The sequence below is a fragment of the Alistipes sp. i18-0019-D1 genome (assembly GCF_042852885.1).
GTDB lineage: Bacteria > Bacteroidota > Bacteroidia > Bacteroidales > Rikenellaceae > Alistipes.
The window spans coordinates 2,964,059-2,980,949 of record NZ_AP031424.1 but is presented as its reverse complement, the minus strand read 5'-3'; the positions used below and the strand labels follow the sequence as shown (position 1 = coordinate 2,980,949).

17 protein-coding genes are annotated in these 16,891 nt (G+C 62.6%); 1 reads left to right on the top strand and 16 read right to left on the bottom strand.

Features of this window, described 5'->3' with window-relative positions; all coding sequences use genetic code 11:
• Window positions 1–2: 2 nt before the first annotated feature.
• The 12 genes from ACGHP5_RS12510 to trkA all read right to left on the bottom strand — a co-directional run bounded on the left by ACGHP5_RS12510 (window position 3) and on the right by trkA (window position 13,183).
• Window positions 3–968, bottom strand: a complete 966-nt coding sequence (locus ACGHP5_RS12510; RefSeq protein WP_390567058.1) for an RnfABCDGE type electron transport complex subunit D — start codon at window positions 966–968, stop codon at window positions 3–5.
• 19 nt (window positions 969–987) lie between these two features.
• A complete protein-coding gene (rsxC, locus tag ACGHP5_RS12505; protein ID WP_390567056.1) occupies window positions 988–2,334 on the bottom strand; it encodes an electron transport complex subunit RsxC in 1,347 nt (448 codons plus the stop codon).
• Window positions 2,335–2,350: 16 nt separating this feature from the next.
• On the bottom strand, window positions 2,351–3,346 hold the full coding sequence (locus tag ACGHP5_RS12500; protein ID WP_290533643.1) for a Fe-S cluster domain-containing protein: 996 nt from the start codon (window positions 3,344–3,346) through the stop codon (window positions 2,351–2,353).
• Window positions 3,346–3,765: a SoxR reducing system RseC family protein gene (locus ACGHP5_RS12495; protein ID WP_290533644.1), complete on the bottom strand. Its 420-nt coding sequence runs from the start codon at window positions 3,763–3,765 to the stop codon at window positions 3,346–3,348. Before ACGHP5_RS12495 ends, ACGHP5_RS12500 begins: the two co-directional genes overlap by 1 nt.
• 3 nt (window positions 3,766–3,768) lie before the next feature.
• Window positions 3,769–5,349 carry an NAD+ synthase gene (locus ACGHP5_RS12490; RefSeq protein WP_290533645.1) on the bottom strand — a complete coding sequence of 527 codons (1,581 nt, stop codon included), beginning with the start codon at window positions 5,347–5,349 and terminating at the stop codon, window positions 3,769–3,771.
• A gap of 171 nt (window positions 5,350–5,520) precedes the next feature.
• The gene (locus ACGHP5_RS12485; protein ID WP_290533646.1) at window positions 5,521–6,282 is read right to left on the bottom strand and encodes a zinc ribbon domain-containing protein; all 762 of its coding nucleotides are present in this window, start codon (window positions 6,280–6,282) and stop codon (window positions 5,521–5,523) included.
• Window positions 6,283–6,304: 22 nt separating this feature from the next.
• Window positions 6,305–7,090, bottom strand: coding sequence for a Nif3-like dinuclear metal center hexameric protein (locus tag ACGHP5_RS12480; protein WP_290533647.1), 786 nt, complete (start codon window positions 7,088–7,090; stop codon window positions 6,305–6,307).
• Between the two features lie 361 nt (window positions 7,091–7,451).
• The gene (locus tag ACGHP5_RS12475; protein WP_390567052.1) at window positions 7,452–8,048 is read right to left on the bottom strand and encodes a MerR family transcriptional regulator; all 597 of its coding nucleotides are present in this window, start codon (window positions 8,046–8,048) and stop codon (window positions 7,452–7,454) included.
• 2 nt (window positions 8,049–8,050) lie between these two features.
• Window positions 8,051–9,499, bottom strand: coding sequence for an rRNA cytosine-C5-methylase (locus tag ACGHP5_RS12470; RefSeq protein ID WP_390567050.1), 1,449 nt, complete (start codon window positions 9,497–9,499; stop codon window positions 8,051–8,053).
• A gap of 3 nt (window positions 9,500–9,502) precedes the next feature.
• The gene (locus ACGHP5_RS12465) at window positions 9,503–10,117 is read right to left on the bottom strand and encodes a deoxynucleoside kinase (protein ID WP_290533650.1); all 615 of its coding nucleotides are present in this window, start codon (window positions 10,115–10,117) and stop codon (window positions 9,503–9,505) included.
• A gap of 257 nt (window positions 10,118–10,374) precedes the next feature.
• The gene (locus ACGHP5_RS12460; protein ID WP_290533651.1) at window positions 10,375–11,838 is read right to left on the bottom strand and encodes a GH3 auxin-responsive promoter family protein; all 1,464 of its coding nucleotides are present in this window, start codon (window positions 11,836–11,838) and stop codon (window positions 10,375–10,377) included.
• Between the two features lie 4 nt (window positions 11,839–11,842).
• Window positions 11,843–13,183: a Trk system potassium transporter TrkA gene (trkA, locus tag ACGHP5_RS12455; protein ID WP_295902190.1), complete on the bottom strand. Its 1,341-nt coding sequence runs from the start codon at window positions 13,181–13,183 to the stop codon at window positions 11,843–11,845.
• A gap of 130 nt (window positions 13,184–13,313) precedes the next feature.
• Here trkA and ACGHP5_RS12450 point away from each other — a divergent pair, with 130 nt between their 5' ends.
• The gene (locus ACGHP5_RS12450; protein ID WP_290533919.1) at window positions 13,314–13,586 is read left to right on the top strand and encodes a hypothetical protein; all 273 of its coding nucleotides are present in this window, start codon (window positions 13,314–13,316) and stop codon (window positions 13,584–13,586) included.
• Between the two features lie 27 nt (window positions 13,587–13,613).
• Here the strand turns inward: ACGHP5_RS12450 and ACGHP5_RS12445 are convergent, their stop codons facing one another.
• From ACGHP5_RS12445 to ACGHP5_RS12430, 4 genes are all read right to left on the bottom strand, one after another.
• Complete coding sequence (locus ACGHP5_RS12445; RefSeq protein WP_290533920.1) at window positions 13,614–14,459, bottom strand: 3'(2'),5'-bisphosphate nucleotidase CysQ; 846 nt, start codon at window positions 14,457–14,459, stop codon at window positions 13,614–13,616.
• Between the two features lie 84 nt (window positions 14,460–14,543).
• Window positions 14,544–15,464 carry a hypothetical protein gene (locus tag ACGHP5_RS12440; RefSeq protein ID WP_295902184.1) on the bottom strand — a complete coding sequence of 307 codons (921 nt, stop codon included), beginning with the start codon at window positions 15,462–15,464 and terminating at the stop codon, window positions 14,544–14,546.
• Window positions 15,461–16,405, bottom strand: coding sequence for a hypothetical protein (locus ACGHP5_RS12435; protein WP_290533922.1), 945 nt, complete (start codon window positions 16,403–16,405; stop codon window positions 15,461–15,463). Before ACGHP5_RS12435 ends, ACGHP5_RS12440 begins: the two co-directional genes overlap by 4 nt.
• On the bottom strand, window positions 16,402–16,770 hold the full coding sequence (locus tag ACGHP5_RS12430; protein WP_290533923.1) for a response regulator transcription factor: 369 nt from the start codon (window positions 16,768–16,770) through the stop codon (window positions 16,402–16,404). Before ACGHP5_RS12430 ends, ACGHP5_RS12435 begins: the two co-directional genes overlap by 4 nt.
• Window positions 16,771–16,891: the final 121 nt, after the last annotated feature.

Genomic DNA, 16,891 nt, shown 5'->3' with positions numbered 1-16,891 from the left:
CTCTATTTCACGCCGAAGCGCTTGGGTTTGACATATTTGTTGATCAGGGGCACGCAGGCGTTCATGATCAGGATCGCAAACGACATGCCCTCGGGATAAGCGCCCCACAAACGGATGCACATGGTGATCAGTCCGATTCCCACGGCGAAGATCACACCGCCCCGGACGGTCATCGGCGAGGTCGAATAGTCCGTGGCCATGAAGATCGCGCCGAGCATCGCACCGCCCGCCAGCACGTGGAACAGCGGAGCCGACCACAGCCAGGCTCCGGTCTTGCCGCCCGCCAGCGCGACGGCCAAGGCGAACACGGCCATCGTCACGAGCACCGTCACGGGAATATGCCACGTGATCACGCGCCGCCACAGCAGGTAGACGAATCCGCACAGCAAGGCCGCAGCGGCCACCTCGCCCAGCGAACCGGGAATGTTGCCCAGCACCAAATCCTGCACGTCGAGCACATTGGGACACGCGCCGTTTTTCACGGCCGCCAGCGGCGTGGCGCCCGAAAGGGCGTCGAACGAGCCGTTCACGGGCAGAGGCCAGGTAGTCATCTGCACCGGATAGGCGATCAGCAGGAACACGCGTCCCACCAGCGCGGGGTTGAAGGGGTTCTTGCCCAGGCCGCCGAAGGTCATCTTGGCGACGGCGATGGCCACGAAAGCGCCCATCACGACGATCCACCAGGGAATCGACGCCGGGAGGTTGAAGGCGAGCAGCACGCCGGTCACCACGGCCGACCAGTTGCCGACGGTGGTCGCGCCGCGGACCATGAATTTCTGAATCAGGTACTCGATCACCACGCACGACACCACGGAAAGGGCCGTAACGCGCAGCACGTCCAGTCCGAAGACCACCGTCGACACGACCAGCGCGGGCATCAGCGCGATCACGACATCGCGCATGATCCGGGTCGTCGACTGGGCCGTCTGCACATGGGGTGCGGGAGCCACAATGAGTTTATTAGCCATATCTATACTGTTTTTTCATTTACTTTTTAGGTGCTGCGGCGGCTCGTGCGCGGATCAGGCCCATCACGGTCTGCTTGCCGAGGCGCACCCAGTCCAGCAGCGGCAGATAGGCCGGACACGTCGACTGGCAGCAGCCGCACTCGATGCACGAGGTGATCATCAGCGTTTCCAGTTCGTCCCAGCCCTTCTTCTGGGTCATCTTCGAGAGGTAATAGGGTTCCAGTCCCATCGGGCAGGCGGAGACGCACTTGGCGCACTTGATGCACTGCGTCGCCTCGCGGCGCTGTGCGTCGCGGCCCGACATGACGGTGATTCCCGAGCAGCCCTTCGTCACGGGCGAGTCGAGGTTGACCATCGCCCGGCCCATCATCGGACCGCCGTTGATCACCTTGCCGGCATCCTCGGGAAGGCCTCCCGCGGCCTCCAGCAGCGCCGAGACCGGCGTCCCCATACGGGTCAGCAGGTTCTTCGGCTCCTTCACGCTCTTGCCGGTGACGGTCACCACGCGCTCGATCAGCGGTTTGTTCTTCAGCACGGCCTGGTAGACCGCCAATGCCGTCGAGGCGTTGCACACCACGGCTCCCACGTCGATCGGCAGTGCGGGCGGAGGCGGGACCTGACGTCCCGTGACGGCCGCGATCAGCTGTTTCTCACCGCCCTGCGGATACATCACCTTCAGAGGCACGACCTCGATGCCCGAATACCCGGCCACGATCCGCCGAAGGAGCGCAATGGCGTCGGGCTTGTTGTTCTCGATACCGATGCACGCCTTCCCGACGCCCACGGCCTTCATCAGGATCGTAACGCCCATCACCAGCTCCTCGCCGTGCTCCAGCATTGTGCGGTGGTCGGAAGTGAGGTACGGCTCGCACTCCACACCGTTGATGATGACGACTTCGGCCTTCTTTCCGGGAGGCACCGAAAGTTTCACGTGCGTGGGGAACGTCGCGCCGCCCATGCCGACGATGCCGGCGTCCTTGATCTTGGCGATGATCTCCTGCGCCGAGAAAGGGCAGACCTTCACCAGCGCGTCCGAACGGTCGATGCCCTCGACCCAGTCGTCGCCCTCGCGCTTGATGGTGATCATCATCTGGCGCAGACCCTGGCCGTTGACGGCCATATCGACAGCCGTCACCGTACCCGACACCGGGGAGTGAATGTTGGCCGACATGAAACTGCCGGCTTCGGCGATGAGCTGGCCCGTGAGCACCTTGTCGCCTTTGGCGACCTTGGCTACTGCCGGGGCACCGATGTGCTGTGCGAGGGGAATCGTCACCACGTCGGGCAGCGGCAGTACCTCGATCGGCTTGGCGCAGCTCAACTTATTTTCCGACGGATGGACTCCGCCCATTGGAAATGTCTTCATAGTTGGAATTCCTTTTTTACGATTCTTTGTTAGCAGCAGGCGTGGCTTCGGCCTTGGGAGCCGTTTCGGCCTTCGGCGCAGCGGGAGCCGGAACGGATTCGGCCTTCGGAGCGGCGGGTGCGGATTCAGTTTTCGGAGCCGCTTCGGCCTTCGGAGCGGCGGGGGCTGCCGGAGCGGCCTTCGGGGCTTTGGGCAGCGGGTCCATGCCGACGAGCCGGATGGCTCCCGTGGGACATTCGTTCACACACTTGCGGCAGAGTTTGCACTTCTGCGGGTCGATGTAGGCGAGGTTGTTCTCCACGGTGATGGCGTCGAAAGCGCATACTTTCACACACTTGCCGCAGCCGATACACCCTGCCTTGCAGGCCTTCATCACCACGGCTCCCTTATCCTTCGACACGCACGACACGTAGACCGCGCGGTTCTTGGGCCATTTCTTCCGCAATTCGATGATCATTTTCGGACACGCCTTCACGCAGGCGCCGCAGGCCGTGCACTTGTCGGCGTCGACCTCCGGAAGCCCCGTTTCCGGGTTGATGTGAATGGCGTCGAAGGCGCAGACCGCAACGCAGTCGCCGAAGCCGAGACAGCCGAACGCGCAGCCCGTCTCGCCCACGTAGAGCGACGCAGCCACGGCACACGACTTGGCCCCGTTGTACTCGTTGGTGCGGGGACGCTTCTCGCACGTGCCGCCGCAGCGGACGGTCGCCACCTCGGGCTGCTTTTCGGCAGCGGCTTTTCCGAGGTACGCGGCCACGGACTTCATCGTCTCGCCGCCGCCCACGGGGCAGAAGAGCGCCGAGATGTCGTCCCGCTTCACAAGCGCATCGGCCAGTCCCCGGCATCCGGCGAATCCGCAGCCGCCGCAGTTGGCCCCGGGGAGCATCTTCTCCACCTCGTCGATCCGCGGGTCCTCCTCGACGCGGAACTTCTGCGCCACGAAATAGAGGATTACCGCCGAGAGCACTCCCAGCGCACACAGCGTCAGGATCGTGTAAAGTAATACTTCCATCAGATTTTTGTTATTGTAAATTGAATTGTGTGTTCGATTTTCCGCCGGAAGAGCCACAGCACGAAATAATAAACGCCCACGCCCGCAATAGCGGCGAGGGCGCCCGCACCTTCGCTCCACCCGGCGACGGCGATCGTCCCGGCCAGAACGGCCAGCAGGACGGCCAGCGCACCGACATAGGCCAGCACGACGGCGCGTACGCCGGCACTCCGCCGCACGCCGACCATCACCTCCCCGCCGACGGCATACTGCCCGGCCTCGGGGGTCGCCACGGCGACGATCTTGTCCTGCGCCTCGGCCAGGCCGCACGCCTGGCGGGCCTTGCAGGTTCCGCAGGCGCTCCGGGAGGTGATCCGCACATAGACCGTGTCGCGCTCCGTACGTTCCACCACGCCGCTGTGTTCGATCAAATCCGCCACGCCCTAATCTCCGTATTTATTGGTGAGGGGCATCAGCCGCTCGTGTCCGAACGTGCACGACGAGAGCCGCAGCACGGGCGGGAACTGGTAACGTTTCTTCTCGTTGCGCATGATCATGGCGTGGATCTTCTCCACCACCTCCGAGTCGAAGCCGGCATTGACGATCTCCTCGCGGTGCTGCCCCTCCTCGATCATGCGGAACAGGATGGCGTCCACCACCTCGTAGGGCGGCAGAATGTCGCTGTCCTTCTGCCCGGGATGCAGTTCCGACGAAGGTTCCTTGGTCAGGATGCTTTCGGGAATCGGGTTGCCCTGCGTCCGGTTGATATAGCGTGCCACGTCGTACATTTCGCTCTTGTAGAGGTCGCCCGTGGGGCTGAAAGCGCCCGCCGTGTCGCCGTACAGGGTGCAGAGACCCAGCGCGTTCTCACTCTTGTTCGAGGAGTTCAGCAGGATGTAGTCCGTCTTGTTCTGGAGGGCCATCAGCAGCACCGTGCGGATGCGCGTCTGGATATTCTCCTCCGTGGCGTCGAACTCCGTGCCGCCGATGACCGGCTTGAGGGTGTTCACCACGCTGGTATAGATTTCCGAGATCGGAATGACGTTGTATTCGATGCCGAGGTTGCGCGCCAGCTCCTTGGCGTCCTCCACCGACTCGTGGGACGAGAAGGGCGAGGGCATCAGCAGCGCGCGGACATTCTCCGCCCCCAGTGCATCAGCGGCGATCGAGGCCACCACGGCCGAGTCGATGCCGCCCGAAAGGCCGATCGAGGCCTTCCGGTAGCCGTTCTTGCGGAAGAAATCCCGCAGTCCGCAGCGGGCCGCCTCGTAGACCAGGCGCGTGCGGTCGTTGTAGGTCGAGGGGATCGTGATCGGCACCGCTTCGGCGTCGGTGTCGAAAATCCGGAAATCCTCCTCGAAATTCTTCATCATCAGCACCAGTTCTCCGCGGCTGTTCAGCGCGCCCGACGTGCCGTCGTAGACGATGTCGGTCGAACCGCCCACCTGATTGACCAGCACGAGGTTCTTGCTCTCGACGAAAGCCAGGTTGCGCATCATCTCGTAACGGTAGGTCATGGTTCCCTTGCCGTATTTGCGGGCGTTGATCGAAATGACCGTCTCGACCGACTGGTCGAAGTCACGCTCGCGGCTCAAATCGTCGCCCACGATGATCGCGCATTTGTGGCCCTTGATCGTGGCGTATTCATAGCCTTTCGACGGGACCAGGAAACCCATTTCACGACGCGCCGTGATGTATTTCTTGCCGATGTAGCGCAGCACCTTGCGGTCCTGGATCAGCGCCGCGGCGCTGATCGTGCCGTCCGCCGTGAGGATCGGAAGACCGACGATGGCGGCGATGCCGTCGCAGCAGGAGGCGATTTCGACCAGGGCGTCCTCGCAGAGTTCGAGGAAGGTCGTCTTACGCAGCAGGTCGAAGGCAGGGGTTCCGCTCACGGCCTGCTCGGCAAAAATCACCAGATCGGCGCACTGCGATTTCGCTTTGTGAATGGAGTCGATGATCTTCGAGGCATTGCCGTCCACGTCTCCGATCGTGTAATTCAGCTGAGCTATGGCTATTTTCATGCGAGTAATTTAAGTCCGGAAATTACGACTTTGCAAAGTTAAGGATTATTTGCAAAAGTCGGAAAGATTTTCAATGTTAATAAATTAACATTTCCGCATTTACGAAAATATTTAAAAACAGCGAAAAGGCTCCCGGAAAATCCGGGAGCCTTTTCGCTGTTCATATCGTCTCTATTCCTGCGCTTCGTCGGGATCGGCGACGAGGATGCGTCCGCAGTATTCGCAGATGATGATCTTCTTGCCCTGGCGGATGTCCACCTGACGCTGGGGCGGGATGCGGTTGAAGCAGCCCCCGCAGGCGTCGCGCTTGACGGTCACCACCGCCAGTCCGTTGCGGACGTTGCGGCGGATGCGGTCGTAAGCCGACAGCAGGCGTTCGTCGATCTTCTCCTTGACGCGCTCGCCCTGCACGGCGTATTCCGCCACCAGCGGAGCCGTCTCGGCCTCGATGCCCTCCAGTTCGGCCTTTTTGGCCGCGAGGTCGGCAGCGCGCTCCGTGGAGAGGTTCTCGGCCTCCTCCAGCTGGAGTTTCTTGGCCTTCACGCCGGCGGAATACTCCTTCAGGCGCTTCTCGGCCAGCTCGATTTCGAGTTCCTGATACTCGATCTCCTTGGTGATGGCGTCGAACTCGCGGTTGTTGCGCACGTTGTTCTGCTGCTCCTTGTAGTTGCCGATCATGATTTTAGCCTGGTCCACCTCGCGCTTGCGCTGCTTGGTCAGCGTATTCAGCTCCTCGATCTCGGCGTTGATGTGTTCGATGCGGGTTTTCATCCCGGCCATCTCATCCTCGAGATCCTGAACCTCGAGAGGCAGTTCACCTTTCACCTTGTTGATTTCGTCGATTTTGCTGTCGATCTTCTGCAGCTCATAGAGCGCCATGATCTTCTCCTGCATCGAATAATCGACGTCGGCCGTCTTCTTTTGCGTTGCCATATATTGTCTTTATAGTTTAGACTTAAACCAGATAGTTTACCGGATTGCGCGAGCGTTCACTCTTGCGAACCGCAAAGGTACATAAATTTTTCGATAAAATATCAAATATTAATTGAATTGCGCAATATTCGCTTTCGAAATGGCCTATATCCGCTACTGTGAGGGCCTTATCGGGCGTCATGAAGTCGTTGTACTTCATGTCGGCGGTGATGTAGATGTCGGCCCCGGCGCGGCGTGCTTCGCCGATCAGCGAGGCCCCGGCCCCGGTGCAGACCGCCACGCGGCGCACCTCGGATGTAGCTATGTCACTGTACCGTACGACGCTTACCTCAAGCCGCCGTTGAATGATCCGCATAAATTCCAAGGTATCAACCATTTCCGGCAATTCGCCCACGGCGCCGAACCCCGCGCCGTCCCCCGCCTCCGAAGGCTGGAGTACCCGGAGGTTCCCCACGCCCAGCATTTCGGCCAGCCGCCAGCTCATGCCCCCGGGGGCGCTGTCGAGATTGGTGTGGCAGGCGTAGAGCGCGATTCGGCTGCGGATGGCCCGCTCGACACACCGCTCGACGGGATCGGCCGAATTGAACCGCTTGAGCGCGCGGAAGACGATCGGATGGTGCGTGATCACCAGATCGCACCCTTCGGCTTCGGCCTCGTCCAGCACCTCCTCCGTAACGTCCACGGCCAGCAGGGCCTTGTGCACCTCGTCGTCGGGGCGGCCGACGATAAGTCCCGCATTGTCATACGATTCCTGCCATTCAAGCGGGGCAAAGCGTTCGATGACATCGGTTATCTGTTTGATAGTCATAACGTATAATTTATATCGTTTTTCATCGCGGTACACCGCGGTCCTCTTTTCACACCTTTTGGTGGCAACCGACGCACGCAGCGCGCGTAGAGGCCGCTTGCGGACTATGCCGCGCCAGAAGGAGGAAAACGAGCGCAGCGAAGTTAAAAGGTGTCCAAAACCATCCGCATGTCGTTCTCCGCGGGACCGGCCCACGCCCCTCGTTGAGCGGGCGCAGTAAGATCAGGCCTTTACAGCCTTCCGCTCCGGGCACTCGGGACTCAAGCCGGTCCGTTTCCGCTCCGAACGATAATGCGGAATCTTAAACGCCGCTTCGCGACATAATACCCCCACGGATCGGGAGCGTCTTTACGAACAATCCTTAAAACAACGACTGCTCGTAGAAGGCGAACAGCTCCTTGTTTTCGACCTCCTCCTTCTTGCGGCGGGGCTTGCGGACGGTGCGTTTGACGGCAGGCTGCGCGGCGGCATCCCCGGCGGCGTCCGACGGCTCGGCGATCTTCACCACGGCCTTGGCCCGGCGGCGGCGCACGGGCGTTTCAGCGGCGGCAGCGGTATCATCGGCGGCAGCGGCGGAGGCATCGGCATCGGCCATATCGGCATCCGAAGCCGCCACGATCTCACCCTCCCCGGCTTTCAGGTCCTCACGGACCTCGACCAGCAGGGCGCGGATACGCTGCAACCGCTCCATCAGCTCGGCGTCACGGTCCACGCCGCTCTCGGAGGGCGCTTTCCGGAGCGCCTTCTTGGCCCCTTCGAGCGTCATGCCGCGCTCCTTGACCAGGTGGTAGATCATCTTGAGATTCTCGACGTCCTCCGGCGAGAAGAGGCGGTTGCCTTTCTTGTTGCGCTTGGGGCGAAGAATGCTGAACTGCGACTCCCAATGGCGGATCAGCGACGTATTGACGTCGAACATCTCGGCCACCTCGCCCATCGAATAAAAAAGTTTATCGGCCATATCTATCGTTTTATAATTCGCAATGAGTTGGGATAGAGGTTATTCACCCGTGCGCCGATCCGCTTGGCGAATCCCAGCGCATGTCCCCGCGAGCACACGAGGTTCATCCCCTCGGCCAGTCCCCCGGCGGCGACGTCCTGCCGGCGCAGGAAGCGCAGCGCCTCCGCTTCGTCCAGCTCTGCAACAGGCAGCGCCCCGCGGCAGAGTCCGTCGAAAAAGGCCAGCGCGGGATCGGGCTTCAACACGCCCTTGAACACCTGCCCCAGCGCCACGCCCGAATAGATCACGGGCAGCGCCCCGGAAAGCAGGCGGACCGCATCCGTCTGCGCGGCGTACCACGCATAGCAGGTGTCGGCCACCGCGGCGAAGCGCATCCCGTCGGGGTCCCGCACCCAGCGGGCCAGTTCGCCGGCGGTCTTCCGGTCCACGGCCGCAAATACCGTGCGACGCGCCTTCGGCGTACGCACGCGGCCCCCGGTGTCGAACGACTTGCGGGCCACGGCGGCGAAGAACCCTTCGCCGCAGGTCCGGTGGGGATAGAACCGGAACGTACGGAACGCTCCGACACGACCGCAGACGATGCCCCACGCATCTTCCACAGCCGTTTCTTCCGACTCGGCGATCTCGTCGCCGGCCCACGCCGCCATCCGCTCCAGCGCACCTTCGTCCTCGTCGCGGTTGAACGTGCAGGTGCTGTACACGAGCGTGCCGCCCGGCCGCAGCGCCCGCCACGCCTCGCGCAGGATTTCGTCCTGCCGCACGGCGCATTGTCTCACGTTGCCTTCGCTCCACTCGCCGCGGGCGTCGGGGTCCTTGCGGAACATCCCCTCGCCCGAGCAGGGGGCATCGACGGCCACCACGTCGAACCACGCCTCGAAATCGCCCAGCGCACGCGGCTCGCAGGTCGTGACGGCCACGTTGCCCGTGCCCCACTTGCGCACGTTGTCCGCCAGCACCGAGGCGCGGCGGCGGTCGATCTCGTTGGCGACGACCAGCCCGTCGGGTCCGGCCAGCGACGCATAGAGCGTCGTCTTGCCGCCCGGAGCCGCACACAGGTCGAGGATGCGCGCCCCTTCGGTACGGACCGCAGCGAGCAGGTGCCCCACGAACTGCGACGAAGCCTCCTGGACGTAGTAGGCTCCGGCATGGAAATCGGGATCGAGCGTGAAGGGCGGGCGCACGGCGAGGTAACGCCCGTCGCGGTTCCACGGCACGCGCCCGGCGATCTCCAAAGCGGGAAGTCCGGCGGTCTCCGAAGCGGGAGGTCCGATGGCCTCCAGAGCAGAAAACCCGGTATCAGGTCCGGCGGAAGCCTTATCCGTCCCGGTCTTCGCCGGGTTCAGCCGCACCGACACCGGCGGCTCCGCGTCGAGCGCCGCGCAGAGGGCCGCGCCCTCCGTCTCACCGAGGTCGCGCAGGACCCGTTCCACGAATTTCGCAGGCAGCGTCATGCGCTATTCCCTGGCTTTGAGCGCGTCGAGACGCGCGCAGATCCGTTCCAGCACCGCGGGATTCGAGACGAAATCCTCGTGGTCCTTGTCCACGACGAGCACCTCGCCCTCGTAGATGTTGTCGATCCAGTGGTTGTATTTGTTATTCAGCCGCTTGAGGTACAGTTCGTCGATGTTCATCTCGTACTCGCGGCCGCGCTTGCGGATCTGCGAAATGAGCGTCGGAACGCTCGCCTTGAGGTAGATCAGCAGGTCGGGTTTGGGGATGAGCGTTGTCACCAGCCGGAAAATCTTCATGTAGGTCTCGATGTCGCGCGTGGCCATCAGTCCCATTTCATGCAGGTTGTCGGCGAAGATGTGCGCATCCTCGTAGATCGTGCGGTCCTGGAAAATCACCCCCGACTTGCAGCCGGAGATCATGTCCATCGTCTGCTGGATGCGGCTCCCGAGGAACGAAATCTGAAGGTTGAACGCCCAGCGGTTCATGTCCTCGTAGAAGTCGCCGATATAGGGGTTGTCGCACTCCTCGAGGTAGCACTTGGCGTCGTAACGCTTCGTAAGGATCTGGGTAAGCGTCGTCTTGCCGCTCCCGATGTTTCCGGCTATGGCTATGTACATAGTGGTATAGGGTTTTATATTTTCAATCGTTTTCTCGCCTCCGACCCTTGTATGCCCGCCGCCTCCGGCGTCGTCTACAGGTCTGACCCTCCCCGGCTAAAAGCCGGGATTCAGGGGCGATGTAAGGCTACTGCACTCGGACTCAATTCCACGCTTCCATTCCCAAAAGCCGTTTCTTAAACGGCCCCCGGAGAGGACTTGTCGCAGCGCGGCCGGGATTTCGACCGAAATGCGGGCGGAAAAGTCTGCCGAAATTTTCAACTTTCAACTTTCAAAATGTCGTCGGCCACGCGGCGGTCGTTGACCAGCCGCGGAACCTTGTTCTTACCGCGCGCGCGCATCCACGCGAGGAACCGCCCGCGCTCCACGACCGTCAGGCGCTGGCGTTCGAGCGTGGTCCGCCGCTTGGCGTCGTAGTCCGAATTGACGGCCCGCAGCTCCCCGTCGAGCGTCCCGGCGAAGCGTTCGAGGCTGTCCGGCTCGCGTTCGAACTCCACAATCCACTCGTGTGCGCCCCGTTCGCGGAGCGACATGTAGCACGGCGCGACGCTGTATTCGCTCACGACGGCCCCCGTCTTCCGGCAGGCGGCCAGCAGCGCGCGTTCGGCGTTGTCGACGATCAGTTCCTCGCCGAAAACGTTGATATACTGCCGTGTGCGCCCCGCAAAGCGGATGCGGTAAGGGTTCGTCGAGGTAAATTCCACCGTGTCGCCGATCTCGTAACGCCACAGGCCGTTGTTCGACGTGATCAGCACGGCGTAGACCTTTCCGCACTCCACGCCTTCGAGCGGCACGATCTGCGTCCCGCTGCGGAACTCGAAGAAGGTCCCGTAATCCAGCATCAGCAGCATGTCGCTGCGCGACGGATCGTCGGCCATGGCGAAAAATCCCTCCGACGCGTTATAGGTCTCCATGTATTTCATCCTCTCCGAAGGAATCAGCTCCTCGAACGTCGTCCGGTAGGGCGCGAACTCCACGCCCCCGTGGGCGAACATCTCCAGCCCGGGCCACACCTCCAGCAGATTTTTCTTACCCGTATACTCCAGCACCCGGCGCATCAGCGCGAGGTTCCACGACGGAACGCCCGCAAAGGCCGTGATCGGTTCGCCGACGCATTCGCGGCAGATGGCGGCGCATTTCTCGTCGAAATCGGGGATGATCGCCGTCTCGACCTTCGGCGCCCGGAACCACCCGCTCCAGAAGGTCGTCTCGTGGATCAGCAGCGCCGAAAGGTCCCCGACCAGGTTGCGACCCTCGCGGCTGCACGATCCGCCGAGCGTCAGGGTCTTGCCCTCGAAGACACGGGTCCTGGGGTTGTTGGCCGAAAAGACCGTCGCCACGTCGCGCATGCCCAGCGTATGGTTCCACCACAGCGACTCCATCGTCACGGGGATGTATTTGCTCCTGTCGGAAGTCGTGCCCGACGAACGGGCGAACAGCGACACACGCCCCGGAGCCGTGACGCTCCGCACGCCCTCCATCATCCGTTCGATATAGGGCTTGAAGGTCTCGTAGTCGAACGTCTCCACCTGCGACTGGAACCGCTCCACCGAACGGATGTGCCGCAAATCGTAGCGGTCGCCGAACTCCGTGAAGCGCCCCCGGCGCAACAGCTGCCGGAACATCCGCGCCTGCGTCTCGGCAGGACGGCGGCGAAAACGGTCGATGGCCCGCTCGCGCTGCGAGAACCAGGCTTTGAGAAGTATGTTTCGAAAGGACATTACGCTAATTAAAATAATACCCCACCTTCCCCACCGAACCCGGCATGGCGAAGACCACCACACGGTCGTAGGGGATTATTTCCATGTTGTCGACGGCGATGAAAACCTTGTCGCCGCGGACGATGCCGCCGATGATCGTATCCTCCGGCAGCCCGAGGTCCTTGATCCGCGCCTTCGTGGCCGGGGAGTTGGGCTTGACGATGAATTCCAGCACCTCGGCGTCGCTCCCCGTCAGGCACTTGATGGCCTGCACGTCGGTCGACATCGTGAAGCGGAAAATGTTCGACGCGGTCACCAGCTTCTTGTTGATGATCGTGTCGATGCCGATCGACTCGGCGAGGTTAATGTAATTGAGATTCTCGACCTCGGCGATCACCTTCTTGACCCCCATGCGCTTGGCCAGCATCGCCGCCAGGATGTTGGTCTCGCTGCGCCCCGTCACGGCCACGAAGGCGTCCATGTTCGAAAGCCCCTCCTCCATCATCGCCTCGGTGTTGCGGCCGTCCTCGTTGATGATCAGCGTCTTGTCGAGCGTCTCGGCCAGCCGGTAGGCCTTCTCGGCGTTATAGTCGATCAGTTTGATGTTCACCTCGTCCTGCAGCTCGGTGGCGATGCGGATGCCGATGCGCGAACCGCCGAGGATCATCATGTTCTTGATCTCGATGTTCGACTGGCCCGAAAACTCCATCACCTCACGCACGGCGTCCTGGCGGGCGATGACGTAGATCACGTCGCCCTCCATGAACTGTTCGCCCTCGCGCGGAATGATCGTCTGCCCGCCGCGCGTGATGGCCACCGTGCGGTAGCTCAACGGAGCCTGGTCGTCGTCGAAACCCGTGAGCACCTCCCCCACCAGCGGCGAGGCCGGTTCGAGGCGGAAAACCACGAGCGAAAGCTTGCCGCTCGAAAAATCGACGTACTCCGTGGTCGAGGTGTGTCCCAGCAGGTTGATCACCTCGCGGGCCGCCACCTTCTCGGGGTAGAACAGGTAGTCGATGCCCATGTCGATGAACATCTCCTTGTTGTTGGGTTCGAGGTATTCGTTGTTGTCGATGCGGGCGATGGATTTCCGCGCGCCGAGCTTCTTGGCCAGCATCGCCGCCACGACGTTGTCGTTCTCCTCGTGGTTGACGGCGATGAACAGGTCGCACTTGCGCACCGAAGCCTTGCGCAGCACGGCGAAGGTCGTCGAGTCGCCCTCGACGGTGATCACGTCGGCCAGGCTGCCCACCTCGGAGAGCAGTTTCTGGTCGCTGTCGATGATGGTGATGTCGTGGCCGTTGCCGCTGAGCATCCGGGCCAGGTGACTGCCCATCTCGCCGGCACCCGCTATCACGATTTTCATAGTTGCGTCTGTTTAGTCAGCACAATATGTCGGCCCGGAACATTCGGGCAACATTTTTGCAATTTATCTTACAAATGTATACATTTGTCCCCGAAACCCCAAATTTCGGGTAGTAAAAAAACGGAATCCTATGCCAACGTGGTTAATCGTCCTGCTTTGCGCCATCCTCGCCGTCGGGCTGTTCGTACTGGGCATGTCCCTCACGCTGATGATCAAGGGTCACAACATCGACTCGGAGATCTCGACCAATAAGAATATGCAGAAACTCGGCATCAAATGCGCCGTGCACGAGACGCGCGAGGCGGACGGCGGGGCCGACTGCTCCGGCAGCCAGCCCGCAGGCTGCTCGGGCAACTGCGGAGCCTGCGACATCGAGGAACCCCGGACGGAAAAGCGAAAATAGAGAGGAGCGGCGCTCCTCTCTACTTTTTTACAGCTTGCAGAACTTCGACCGGCAGACGAACCACGGGTTGCGGAGGTCCTCCTCGTTGTAGAGCAGTTCCCGGCTGTCGGGAAGCGTGCGGGTGCTGCCGCCGGCCTCGGCGAGAATCAGCTCCCCCGCCGCCGTGTCCCACTCGTAGGTGTGCGTCGTGCGGACGTAGTAGTCGACGCGGCCTTCGGCCAGCAGGCAGAACTTATAGGAACTGCCCTGCTCGACGATCTCCAGGTCGGGATGCCGCTCGCGAAGGCGGGCGACATGCTCCCGGGTCTCGGGCGTCTGGTGCGAACGCGAAAGGGCCACGCGCGGATGAGCGTGGTGCGCCTCCCCGGCCAGCGGCAGCGGCGTCCAATTGCGGACGATCTCGTCGTAGGTATACTCCGCAGCGGCGTCCGGCGCGATATGCTCCTTGAGGTACGAACCCGAATCGCGGCCCGCAATGTACATCTTTTCGAAATAGGGAACATAAATAACCGCCCCCATGCAGACGTTGTTCTCCATCAGGGCGATGTTGACCGTAAATTCGTTGTTGCCTTTGATAAATTCGACCGTGCCGTCCAGCGGATCGACCAGCCAGTACAGCTCCCAGTTGCGGCGTTCGTCGTAGCCCATCTCCCGACCCTCCTCCGAAAGGATCGGGATGCGTGTGGGACCGAGGTATTCGCGGATGGTCTTGTGCGCGACGCGGTCGGCCAGCGTGATCGGGGTTTTATCGTCTTTGAGGCTTATGTCGTAATCGTCGAGATTCTTGTAAACGTGCATGATCGAGGCTCCGGCTCTGACTGCCGCATTGAACAGCGGCGGCAGCAGATACATTCTCACCTTGTCGTTAATCATCGTAACTCGTATTTTGGGATCGGTAATTTTTATTGCCATGGTAAAGGTAACAAGAATTTATGATATCGAAAAATTTTCAGTGCCTTAATAATGTCTGAAAAGGCGGCTCCATGCCGTGAGGTTGCCCGGGACCCAAGGGACCGCGCCGCCCGCAAGCCGCGCGGCATACTCCCCGCCGGCCCAGACCAGCGCAAGGGTCGCGAGTGCGGCGGCGGCTGTCCACCACCCCGCTGCCGCAGCGGCGACGAAGGCCGCGGCAAGCGCCGCCGCAGCCAGTCCGCGCAGCCACCCCGGCATCCGGGTCCCGGAGCGCGGCGCGGCCAGCAGGGGTTCCCACAACCTCCTCCTCCGGCCGCGGGGAATCCCGCGCAGCGGGCGCATCCCGAAACCGCCGGCCGCGACCACCGCCTCGCGGCTCAACAAGGCGGCAGGTTCGCCCAGGGGCGAGCGTATGAGGTCGAGGCTCCCCGGCCGGCCTTCGCCCAGTTCGGCGACGAGCCGCTCGACGGTCCCGGGCAGCAGGAAGCATCCTGTGCGGACGGGCAGCAGGTAGTCGTAGGCGGCCACCGACGCCGCGGCATCGAAATCGCCCGCCTCCGAATCCCAGGCCCGGTCGACGAGCACCAGCCGCCGGAAACACCGCCTGCGCGAACGCCCCAGCGCACGGACGCCCGAGACTTCGAGTTCGCCCGAACAGGCCCACTCGACACGGATCATGCGGTAGCGCGCCACCAGTGCGGCAAATTCCGCGGCGTGACGACGGGCGTCGAGCACCACGATCACCTCGTACCGCGAGTATTCGGGGGAGAGGAGATTTTCGATCTGCGCCGCATTCGTCACGCCGCTGCACAGGACCGAGATGCCGATACCGTCGGGAGCGTCGCTGGAAGCCCTGCGCACGGCGTTCAGCAACAGCCGTTTGTCACGGGCACGGGAGATGAGCAGCAGCAGCGCGCCCACGCATGCCGCCGTCGCAGCGAACAGCAGGAGAAGGATCAGCTTCATGCCAGGCTGCGTTTATAGGTTTGCACGAGCGATTCGCAATAGGGCCGCTCGCGCTCGTCGAGCAGCCGCCGGAGCGGTCCCGGGGAATAACCCTCGGCGACGACGTAGCGCAGCAGGGCCTTGCGTTCGGCGGGGGACATGGCCGACAGCCGCCCGGAAACGGCCCGCCGCGTCAGCGGACGGCGCAGAGCGCAGAGCGTATAGAGCGCCTCGCGCACCAGCTCCGGGTTTTCGTCCCCGGACACGATGCGCAGCAGGAGCCGCTCGGCCTCCTCGATACCGAACTGCCGCACGATGTTCAGCCCCACGATCCGCAGGTTGCGGCTTGGCGACCCGATGAGGGGTTCGTAGGCGATCGGCAGCATTCCGCGCCGCAGGACGGCCATGATCTCCCCCACTTCGCAGGCCGAAAAGGGATCGGGGTATTCGGCCATCAGCCGAAGGGCCGTCGAAGGGTCGGCGGCAAGCCGCACCATCAGCGACTGGAAACGCACGTAACGGTTGCGGCTCGCGGCATAACGCGCGGCGCGCTCCCCCGCCGCAGCGCCGGCGGGCAGGCGCGAGAGCAGCAGCAGGCAGCGCGCCCGGCGGTAGGCCCGGGAGCGGGCCGTGCGGCGGAGCAGCCAGTCATCGAGTCCGTACTCCGCGACGATGCGCCGCAGGGGCGCGGCGTCCAGTCCGTAGGTGACGTCGGCCAGTCCGGCGATGGTCTCGGCGAGAAGCAGCCGGGCGCCGACGCGGCGGATCATGGGAAAACGCGGCGCAGGCCCCTCGCCTGCGAGCAGGTAAAGCATCACGATACGCAGGTATTTCGTGCGCAGAACGGCGTCGCGGCTGCGCCGCCTCCGGGCGCGGAGTCCGGCCGCGCCGAGCAGCGACAGCAGGACGAATGTCCCGGCCGCCGCAAGCGCCGTATAGAGAATCAGAAGCGTTTCGGTCATAACTGTCGGTTCAAGGCGTTGGCGATCTTCGTCCGCAATCGCTGGAGGCTTACGGGAAAGGTCATGTACTGGTCGACGCCGCACTCCAGCAGGCTCAGCACGGTCTGTTCGGCGTGCTGCCACGCCACGACATAGACCAGCGGCCGTTTGAGGCCGGCGGGGCGCAGCGTGCGCACCACGTCGCAGCCCGAGAAGAAGGCCGAAGTCCCCACGACGATCACCAGATCGAACAGCATGCGCCGGGCCATGCGCTGCATGTCGGATACGTCCGATGCGCAGCGCACGTCGGCCTGCATGTCGGCGAGCGAAAGCCGGATCACGTCGCGCAGGAACTCCTCGTCGGAAACAATCAATATTCGGTGCATGTCCTTCCGCCGGCTTTGCCGGCAGCGTCTGCCGCGCCCAAAACCGTGCCAGAGGCGCGCCGGGACAAAAAAAATTGCAGGTTGTGTTGTTTATAAGATAAATATGCGTATATTTGCACTC

Bases quoted from the DNA above. Each gene is read 5' to 3' on its own strand.
- ACGHP5_RS12510 (WP_390567058.1), bottom strand. From the start codon at position 968: ATGGCTAATAAACTCATTGTGGCTCCCGCACCCCATGTGCAGACGGCC.
- rsxC (WP_390567056.1), bottom strand. From the start codon at position 2,334: ATGAAGACATTTCCAATGGGCGGAGTCCATCCGTCGGAAAATAAGTTG.
- ACGHP5_RS12500 (WP_290533643.1), bottom strand. From the start codon at position 3,346: ATGGAAGTATTACTTTACACGATCCTGACGCTGTGTGCGCTGGGAGTG.
- ACGHP5_RS12490 (WP_290533645.1), bottom strand. From the start codon at position 5,349: ATGAAAATAGCCATAGCTCAGCTGAATTACACGATCGGAGACGTGGAC.
- ACGHP5_RS12485 (WP_290533646.1), bottom strand. From the start codon at position 6,282: ATGGCAACGCAAAAGAAGACGGCCGACGTCGATTATTCGATGCAGGAG.
- ACGHP5_RS12480 (WP_290533647.1), bottom strand. From the start codon at position 7,090: ATGACTATCAAACAGATAACCGATGTCATCGAACGCTTTGCCCCGCTT.
- ACGHP5_RS12475 (WP_390567052.1), bottom strand. From the start codon at position 8,048: ATGGCCGATAAACTTTTTTATTCGATGGGCGAGGTGGCCGAGATGTTC.
- ACGHP5_RS12470 (WP_390567050.1), bottom strand. From the start codon at position 9,499: ATGACGCTGCCTGCGAAATTCGTGGAACGGGTCCTGCGCGACCTCGGT.
- ACGHP5_RS12465 (WP_290533650.1), bottom strand. From the start codon at position 10,117: ATGTACATAGCCATAGCCGGAAACATCGGGAGCGGCAAGACGACGCTT.
- ACGHP5_RS12460 (WP_290533651.1), bottom strand. From the start codon at position 11,838: ATGTCCTTTCGAAACATACTTCTCAAAGCCTGGTTCTCGCAGCGCGAG.
- trkA (WP_295902190.1), bottom strand. From the start codon at position 13,183: ATGAAAATCGTGATAGCGGGTGCCGGCGAGATGGGCAGTCACCTGGCC.
- ACGHP5_RS12450 (WP_290533919.1), top strand. From the start codon at position 13,314: ATGCCAACGTGGTTAATCGTCCTGCTTTGCGCCATCCTCGCCGTCGGG.
- ACGHP5_RS12445 (WP_290533920.1), bottom strand. From the start codon at position 14,459: ATGATTAACGACAAGGTGAGAATGTATCTGCTGCCGCCGCTGTTCAAT.
- ACGHP5_RS12440 (WP_295902184.1), bottom strand. From the start codon at position 15,464: ATGAAGCTGATCCTTCTCCTGCTGTTCGCTGCGACGGCGGCATGCGTG.
- ACGHP5_RS12435 (WP_290533922.1), bottom strand. From the start codon at position 16,405: ATGACCGAAACGCTTCTGATTCTCTATACGGCGCTTGCGGCGGCCGGG.
- ACGHP5_RS12430 (WP_290533923.1), bottom strand. From the start codon at position 16,770: ATGCACCGAATATTGATTGTTTCCGACGAGGAGTTCCTGCGCGACGTG.